General features: G+C 48.6%; 7 protein-coding genes. 4 read left to right on the top strand and 3 right to left on the bottom strand.

Annotated elements, in window-relative coordinates; genetic code table 11:
• Positions 1-71: 71 nt before the first annotated feature.
• Positions 72-398, bottom strand: coding sequence for a DUF2887 domain-containing protein (locus Q5691_RS01085; protein WP_333343757.1), 327 nt, complete (start codon positions 396-398; stop codon positions 72-74).
• A 662-nt stretch (positions 399-1,060) separates the two neighbouring features.
• On the opposite strand from Q5691_RS01085, the gene ccsB reads away from it, so the two are divergent.
• The 3 genes from ccsB (at position 1,061) to tilS (ending at position 4,092) form a co-directional block, all read left to right on the top strand.
• Positions 1,061-2,131 (top strand): c-type cytochrome biogenesis protein CcsB, encoded by a 1,071-nt coding sequence (gene ccsB, locus Q5691_RS01080; protein WP_333210291.1) that lies wholly within the window; start codon positions 1,061-1,063, stop codon positions 2,129-2,131.
• Between the two features lie 166 nt (positions 2,132-2,297).
• Positions 2,298-2,819, top strand: a complete 522-nt coding sequence (locus tag Q5691_RS01075) for a KGK domain-containing protein (RefSeq protein WP_333343756.1) — start codon at positions 2,298-2,300, stop codon at positions 2,817-2,819.
• A 127-nt stretch (positions 2,820-2,946) separates the two neighbouring features.
• Positions 2,947-4,092: a tRNA lysidine(34) synthetase TilS gene (tilS, locus tag Q5691_RS01070; RefSeq protein ID WP_333343755.1), complete on the top strand. Its 1,146-nt coding sequence runs from the start codon at positions 2,947-2,949 to the stop codon at positions 4,090-4,092.
• Here the strand turns inward: tilS and hmpF are convergent.
• Positions 4,089-5,834 carry a pilus motility taxis protein HmpF gene (gene hmpF, locus Q5691_RS01065; protein ID WP_333210287.1) on the bottom strand — a complete coding sequence of 582 codons (1,746 nt, stop codon included), beginning with the start codon at positions 5,832-5,834 and terminating at the stop codon, positions 4,089-4,091. The genes tilS and hmpF overlap by 4 nt on opposite strands.
• A 303-nt stretch (positions 5,835-6,137) precedes the next feature.
• Positions 6,138-6,263, bottom strand: coding sequence for a hypothetical protein (locus tag Q5691_RS01060; RefSeq protein ID WP_333210285.1), 126 nt, complete (start codon positions 6,261-6,263; stop codon positions 6,138-6,140).
• 1,203 nt (positions 6,264-7,466) lie between these two features.
• Between Q5691_RS01060 and Q5691_RS01055 the strand changes: the two genes are divergently transcribed.
• Positions 7,467-8,705, top strand: a complete 1,239-nt coding sequence (locus tag Q5691_RS01055; RefSeq protein ID WP_333210283.1) for a response regulator — start codon at positions 7,467-7,469, stop codon at positions 8,703-8,705.
• Positions 8,706-8,849 lie beyond the last annotated feature (144 nt).

The following is an 8,849-nucleotide window of genomic DNA, read 5'->3' as shown; positions in this document are numbered from 1 at the left end:
TCGCTGGTATTTATAATTATGAACTTTTTTTGAAGACAAACTAGCGCTCGTCTGAGACTTTCGCAAGAGGTCTATTGTTCAGTCGATCGACTCGGATAAATTACCACCGCTTCCCAATCTGTAAATCGCTGACGGTTGCGATAAAAATACAAAAACGACTCACCAAACAATCGCTCATACAACAATTCATCCCGCTGAAACTGCACCTCACAGAAATATACAACTCCCGGCTCAGCATCCGGCGGCAAAAACACCCCATCAATTTCAAACTTCGGTTCCTTCACCGCCACGGAGTCAAATCGATACTGTTCCGCATTCGATGGTGACTCTTCCAATAGCTCAAACAGCAGCGTCGGAGCTTCTTGAAATAACTTGTAAAATATTGAATCTCGACGCATTAACCCAACATCTCCTCTAACCTATGCAACTGCTAGAACCCTCAGTCGATTTTAGATTTTAGATTTTAGATTTGACTCGCCTTGATAAATCTGGGAGGTTGAGCTTTAGTCTAAAATTTGGGGAGTATCCACAACGGTTGTCGGGGGCTTCCGTTTTTTTGCTGGTTGCAAAAACAGCAAATGGGTAATCAGCTCAATCAATTCTAAAGGATTCCAGATAGCCCCAGATCAAAAAACATCCTATATTTTCAGTCCTAGACGCACTCCCGACAAAGAAACGGGGTTTTTTACTTAATCTTCGAGTACGAACGAAGGATTTTCCTAAAAAAACCCCGTTTCTGCCCCCCTCTGCGTAAGTCCTAATTTTGTTAATCGGCGATCGAATTTCGCCCATCAGCATTCCGTGTTTCCTTACTGGGAACTCGTCCAACCTCAAGCCCTCAGCCAGAATCAACAAGCGTGACTTGACGGGGTGACACTCGTCTGGTGGGTCAATAGTAGCTTGTTTGATGCGTCCGCGCGATCGCCCGCCCGTACCTCAACAACCGCCAAAAACTCAGAATTGCCACAAAAATTCAAAATCTCAAACCCAAAACTGCCCAACGCCAGTACGATCGATCTAGTTAGCAAAAATAAGTAAAAACACTACCGGAGTAATTTTTATGGATCTGGTCGTACTCCAGAACTGGCTGGACAACATCTCCTTTGCCGTTTTGTTCTCCACAATGCTCATTTACTGGGTTGGCGCAGCATTCCCCGGCATTCCCTACCTATCAGCCCTAGGAACCGCAGGAATGGCCGTCGCCAACCTATCGATCGCCGCTTTACTCGGTTCTCGATGGATAGAAGCCGGCTACTTCCCCTTAAGCAATCTCTACGAATCCCTATTTTTCCTAGTTTGGGGAATCACCGCCATCCACCTAGTCGCGGAAAACATGAGTCGTTCCCGCTTAGTAGGAGTAGCCACATCCCCCGTAGCAATGGCAATATCCGCCTTTGCAGCCCTGACTCTGCCCGCCACCATGCAGTCTGCAGAGCCCCTAGTACCCGCCCTCAAATCAAACTGGCTGATGATGCACGTTAGCGTCATGATGCTCAGTTACTCAACTTTAATGGTAGGAGCGTTACTGGCGATCGCCTTTTTAATCGTCACCCGCGGCCAAAAAATCGAACTCACCGGTAGTTCCTTCGGCACCAACAGCAACCGCAACGGCAACTACCGCCTCCAACGCCCTCAAAACCCCGAACTTCAAAATGCAGAAACCAGCGCCGACAGCGCCTTAGTTTTCAGCGAACCCTCTTTCAACTCCAACAATAACGGTTTAGGCACCACCGCAGTGCTCGAATTAGCCACCGTTCAAACCGCATCAACCGCCCCAACTCAAACCGCAGAACTTCTATCGCCCCAGCGCTTGAATCTAGCAGAAACTCTTGATAACATTAGCTATCGCATCATCGGTTTAGGATTCCCTTTACTGACAGTTGGCATTATTGCCGGTGCGGTTTGGGCTAACGAAGCTTGGGGATCATACTGGAGTTGGGACCCGAAAGAAACTTGGGCACTAATTACTTGGTTGGTATTTGCTGCCTACCTGCACGCCCGCATTACTCGCGGCTGGCAGGGAAGACGCCCAGCAATTTTAGCCGCCACAGGTTTTGTGGTAGTTTGGATTTGCTATCTAGGCGTTAATCTGTTAGGCAAAGGTTTACATTCCTACGGTTGGTTTTTCTAATTCCTGATCCACCAATGGGCCACAGAAGAACAGGATAAGTCAAAGAATCGGGATTAATATCATCTCCGGTTGTAGGGTGGGCAATTCCCACCTTACTCAACCAGCGAGTTTCTAATAATCAACTCCCTCTTCCTTCTTCCCTTTTTTTACCAGATCGCGAAGTCGAATGGCCTTCTTCCTTCTTATAACTTCGCTCTTCCTCACATCCGTTACAAAATCCGTTGCCGAACTTCCTTCCTTCATTAAAATAACGACAATTAATATGGACGAATCGCCAATATTTCCCCGAGAAGACGATGTGGTGTCTGCCCCTACCAGCGCTTTGATGTATCAATGTACATTCAAAGTCAGCGAATTTATGGCCATTATGCAGGCGAAATTGGTAGACGAAAAATTATTTTCAGATGGTCTGGATTGCGAGTTCTTAAGTGCTGGCAAAGATTGGACTAAAGGAAAACTTAGAATGCGTCTGGAGTTCATTCCGCTTGAAGCGGAAATTAAAGAACAAAAAGCCCTTCCTGCCGCTGCAGAAAGATCAGATACCGTGCAAAACTACGCCGTAGCTAGCTCAAATCAAACCAATATAGATGAGCCATTAAATCAATGTGACTCAACAGAAATAAGTAATCATTTTCCTATTTCAAGGTATCCCGACCGCGACCCCCAAAATATAGGAATGTGGAGCTAAAAAGGCAAAGATTGAGAGATTGGGAGAGGGGGATGCTTCCCCTTCTTTGCTTAAAATCCCTCCGTTAAATCCCGGACACTGCTCGTTTCCTAACTTCCTGATTTTTGCTTAATGAAAAACTGCTCTCATGGCTGAATCTTCCAATTGGACGCACCTGCACGCTCAACTGCACAGGACGCTGCTGTACAGACAAATATTGCCCTCAAATCAGCGATTGCTAGTAGCAGTATCCGGCGGACAAGATTCTCTGTGTTTAATTAAATTACTGCTAGATTTGCAGCCAAAATGGGGGTGGAACCTAGCGATTGTTCACTGCGATCATCGTTGGCGTTCTGACTCGGAAGCCTCGGCCAATCATGTAGAACAATTAGCTAAAAACTGGGGAATATCCTACTATTTGGAAACAGCCTCGGACATCCCCAAAACAGAAGCAGCGGCCAGACAGTGGCGATATCAAGCTTTAACCGAAATTGCGATCGCCCACAACTACCCCTACATTGTTACAGGCCACACAGCCAGCGATCGCGCCGAAACCCTCCTCTACAACCTGATTCGCGGCAGTGGCGCCGATGGACTTTCCGCCCTTACCTGGAGGCGGCCCCTGCTCGATTTTGGATTGCCGATTTTAGATTTTAGACTGGGGAATTCCGGCGAAAATCCCAACTCCCAAATATCTGCCGATTTTAGATGGGAAAATCAGGATGACAATTCCCCATCGAAAATCCAAAATCTAAAATCTAAAATCTATTTAGTTCGTCCCTTGCTCGAAATAACTCGCTCGCAAACAGGTCAATTTTGTCAAGAGCAAAAACTACCCATTTGGGAAGATTCCACAAATCAAGACTTGCAATATAGTCGCAACCGGATTCGATCGGAATTATTGCCCTATTTGGAAACTCATTTCAACCCAAAAGCCCAACAAGCCCTAGCTCAAACAGCCGAACTCCTCCGCGCCGATGTAGAATATCTCGAACTTGCAGCCAGCGACTTGCTAAAGCGAGCAATGTCTCCAATTGCAGACAGCCCCCAGGTGAATTTTCAACTTCCCGTCAAGTTAAATCGCCCGATATTGCGGGAAGCACCCCTGGCACTACAGCGACGGGCAATGCGGCAACTACTGCAACAAATATTGCCATCGGCATCGAGTTTTGAAAGCGTAGAAAAACTAACCAGCTTAATCGTAGCGCCCAACCGATCGCAAACCGATCCATTTCCTGGAGGAGCGATCGGTCGAGTCGAACACCCTTCGATAATTTTAGATATTAAATTTTAAGCTGTGATCAAACCCGAAAGGACTTGTCGCAAATCGGAAACTACCCGATCTTGCTCCTCTCCTGTCTGCTGCACGCGATCGAGTTCCCCCGCCGCCGCTTCGAGCTTTTGGCGTAGCGCAGTCAAATTGTCCTGCACCGGCTGCAACATTTCTTGATAAACATTCACTCTGCCCCATAGTTGCGCCACTGCACCTTTCTGGTTGAACAAATTCTGCTCTAACTGCTTGAGTTCGTAGCGTTTCGCCTCACTTTCCCCATTTTGGCGGTTGACATTTGCCTCAATTTGGGATAAGGCTTCCCGCACCTGCTGAATTTCGTTTTCCAGTCTTTGCAATTCTTGGCTTTGCTGCTCCCGCTGAGTATTGAGCTGTGCGACAATAGGCCCCAAATCAATATCTCCTCGCTCTTGTTTTGGAGCATTAGCAGTACCCAGCCGCCGCCACAGCACCGCCTGATGCTGCTTTAAAACATCTTCCCGTTCCTGCAACCGGAGGCGCTGTCCCACCAGAGTTTCGTTTAACATCTGATAACTTTCGAGTTCATCTGCCATTTCATTTTCCAAAGCCATGCGATCGTACTCGCTAGCAGCTTGAATTTTCTCTTGCAGCTCCTCGATTGTCTCCCGCTGCAGAGTCAACTCCTCCTCTTGATCGTTAACAAACCGGAACACCTTTTCCAAATCCTGTTGCAGGTGTTGCACCAGCCCCTGTAACTCATCAACAGGCATCTTCTCCAAAGCTGACACATCTACTTTCTGCTCCGTACCCGCAGCACCCGAAGCAGATGCGAGACTGGAAACTTGCTGGTAAATATCCTCAACAGCCCGCACCTGCAAAGACACAGATCGAGCCTGGTCCTGCTTAGCGCTGAGGGTACTTTGCTGCCCTTTAAGCTCCGCCCGAGCCCCGGCCAAAGCTTCTTGAGATTGGTACCACTCTTGCCAGCGGTTTTGGAGGCTCTGATTTTGTCGATCGACCTCTTCTTGTTGCTGTTGAGCTATGCTTTGTTTTTGCTCCAACTGCTGCCAGTGCTGATCCAGAATTGCCTGCTGAGCGCCCACGGCACTAAAAGACTGATTCAGTTGTTCCCGCACCCCGTGGGCCGAAGCAATTGCCCCTCCCAGCTTCTGCATCAACTCCTGAATCCTCTGCGTCTGCTGCTCATCAACTACTGCCCCCTGCGGAACCTCAGACTGCTGCTGGGCCACCCGTTGCTGCTCGCCCCGTAACTGTTCCCAAGCCGTCTCAATTTCCACGCGACTGCGATCGACTTCTTCTCGCAATCGGTTAGCTTCATCTCTAGTATTTTCAATTTCCGAGCGCTGAGCTTCCAGCCGCTCCAACTCCTCTTCCATTTGAGCCAACTGCTCTTCGCGGGCTTGCATTTCCATTTCCCGGCGATTGAGTTCCTGACTCGAAAACGTCAGAGAAGCCTTCCACTGTTCAATTTCCTCTTCCTTATCCTTAAACTTGTCCTGCAATCGCGAGAAATTTTGCAGAATGCTCACCAACTGGCGGGCCGCCTCCTGAATCCGCTGCACTTGCTTGCTAGCGCTCAACTCAACCAGCACCAGCGTGCCGTCGTTAAACTTATTAGCTTCCTCAACTGGGATCCCGTCATCGCCTGGTACGGCGCTCCAGTTATGTTCGCCCCGCTGACAAGCTAGCAGTTTCAGTTCAGCCTTACCGCCACCGAGACCAAAGCCGCTTTTCTGTTTTTGTACTTCCGCTAGATACAGCACACTAATAGTCCTCTGCTTCGTAAAACCTATCCCAACTTACTTTAAGTTACTTAAAGGCTTAAAAGATAAGTGGTGTTTACTTCCTACGCTGTTGGGTAGACGGCTAATTCCAACATAAGTAGGCTATCCCCCTTAAGCCAAAGGTTCTTGACTAAACATAACACTGCGTGTGATCTTTAGTCAACTTACCTAAAGTAAACAAGTATAGGCAAGTAATGATAACTTTTTGCCACTTAAGTCTTACTTTTTGGTATCGTTTACCCAATCGGGGGATAGCATTTTTTTCTAACTTTTCTTCAGCACTCACGCATAGCACGCCCTCACGGGAGAACTTCCAGAAAGTACAGCCGCCGCCAGTTGTCTGGAGGAATGAGAGAGCAGTACCAATGCCGCTTGATTAAAGACTAGCAAAACTTCGGAGACTGCCATAGCCCAAACCTGAAAAAGGTCAGTCCTTGAACCTCCCTACCTCTAAAGCCGGGGGATTCTTGCCCACGTTCAAGACGACAACGGGACATTCAAATATCCCTCTACTCACTCAAAGAACTTTACTTCTCCAGGAGCGCAGACTTGCTGAGTTATTCATATTTTTAAGGTTGAACGTGACCTATGCTGCACTTATTTCCCCGTTAACTATTCCGAATTAATAGGATTAGTGCGTTGCCGGGGTTGCTCGCCCTCTTGGATATTTCAATGGGTTGAAAGTTATTCTTACTCTGGCGAATGGCTCTGGGCCAATTATACCACTCTGGTTTTAGCAACACAATCGTTTCACGAGACTTAAAAGTCCCTACCGACTGATCCCCAAGTCTAAATCCCCATGTCGTTAGCCCAGGGCTTGCCTCTGGCGTTTCGATCCAAAACTTTCTATTGATTTGACAAAGCTTTAGTTATGGGTCGATCGTGAGAAAAGCCGTTGCGGCCCCAAGCCGGCGCCGGGGTTCGGCGGACTAGGGATTTGAACCGCGCTGCCTTAGAATAGGGTAATGACGCGAGCCTATGACGCTCGCCGCGGGCGAGCAAAAAGGTCGATCGGCACTGAGGGTTTTCCTGACAATTGCCAACAAAGGTTCATTTTGACTGCACCTGATTTTAGGGCTGTGGCAAACCCAAAAAAAACCTCGATCGCAACTCATCCAACCCAACAGACTAGCCTCAAGTTCCCATAGGGGATCGATCGGCACTTGCTGCTGGTAGCAGCGGTAAAACCAGAGAATCCTCGGTATTTTGAAGTTGACCTACGCCAAGATGTGCTGGAGAAACTGACGGCATACTCAGGCAAAAACTTCAAAACTTTGGCGATCGAAGACTTGAACCAGTCGGGAATGCCAGTGTTGCACACTCGAAGAACCCGTGCAATCGTGCAATGTGGATTCTACGAGTTTAGGCAATGCCGTGGGAATACAATGTGAAACTCTACACTTAGAGAATGCCGCGAGTTTCGCGGTTTCAGCTTGTGGACTGGTAGCGCGGCCGAGGATCGGCAGCAAGTATCGCCCTTTCGTCAATGCCCAATTGTGAGATCGGCATCAGCGCGTAAATTATTGACGGAAACTAAAGTCAATCTTTTCGCCAGCACACAGTCTTTCCGAGCTCAGACGCCAACGGTTTTAAGGAGGATACTTTAGCTGCATGCAGGGAAATTTGAGTGAAATAGACATCCGCAGCATCCTGCAATTGATTGAGTTAGGTCAGCGAACCGGAGAACTGTTCGTAGAGGCCTACACCTCCACCGGCAGCAGCACGGGTACTCAACCTACCCCGCGCTCCCTTGCAGGACAATCCTGGTATGTCTTCTGCTTCAACGGTCAGATTATTTACGCTACCCAGAGTGCGGGCAGTTTGTTTCGGTTGCGCGACTACCTGCGCCGCTACAAAGCAGATACCGCCCTCGACAAAATCCAAGTTCCCTATATGGCATCTACCAATGCCCCAGAATACGGCTACCTATGGGCCCTGCTAGAAAACCACATCCTCACCCCAGCTCAAGGGCGCAACATCATCCAGAGCATGATCCACGAAACCCTATTTGACTTGCTCAGTCTCCACCAGGGTTCCTTCACTTTTGAAATGGGCCCAGCTTTGGCTCCTCAACTGACCAGCTTAGAAATTAGCTCCCTGCTGGCCAAGATTGTCAAACAGGTGCAGCAGTGGAAGCAGTTTCACCCTCACATTCAGTCGCCCAACCAATGTCCGGTGATTTCAGACCCCTCCGAGCTGCGAGTCGCGCTGCCTGTCAATACCTTTAATACTCTCCGACGCTGGGCCGATGGGCACACTTCGATCCGCCAAATGGCGCGCTACCTCAACCGAGACGTGCTCACTGTCGCTAAGGCGATTTACCCCTTTGTGCAGCAGGGATTGGTGCAAGTATTTTACGAACCCTCTGTTGCCCCGGCCAACAATAAAAAAGAATGGTCATCCCCAGAAACCAAGGTTCCGAGAGTTGTCTGTATTGACGACGACAATACTATTCGCAAAACAGTCGAGTCAATTTTAAATGAACACGGTTACGAAGCTACTACGATCGGCAATCCCCTCCAAGCCCTGAGTTTGGTGTTTCCACTCAAACCCGATTTAATTCTGTGTGATATCGCCATGCCGGAACTCGACGGCTACGAAATTTGCGCTATGCTGCGTAGTTCGAGCGCTTTCCGGCAGACGCCGATCGTGATGCTGACGGGCATCGACGGATTTATCGACCGCGTTAAAGCCCGCATGGCCGGAGCTACAGACTTTTACACCAAACCTTTTGGTGAAAGCGAGTTATTGATGCTGGTAGAAAAATATGTGGGTCCGGGCTACCCTCGGGTCAATCTCTCAGAAAGATTATTAGACCGATCGCTAGAAGACCAATTAGAAGAAAAATAACTTTCGCACCGATGGCAGGATGGGAGCTTTTTTGTACCTGCGGTTAGCTCAAGTCTCGGTCACCACAAAGAGAAAGCTGGGGGTACTATTGGCGATCGCACCATAAACTAGAATGTATTAATCCGCGCCCTGGCATAAGGGCGT

It is taken from the genome of Microcoleus sp. w1-18aA5 (genome assembly GCF_036701705.1).
Lineage (GTDB): Bacteria > Cyanobacteriota > Cyanobacteriia > Cyanobacteriales > Microcoleaceae > Microcoleus.
This window is presented reverse-complemented; position numbering and strand designations above follow the sequence as displayed.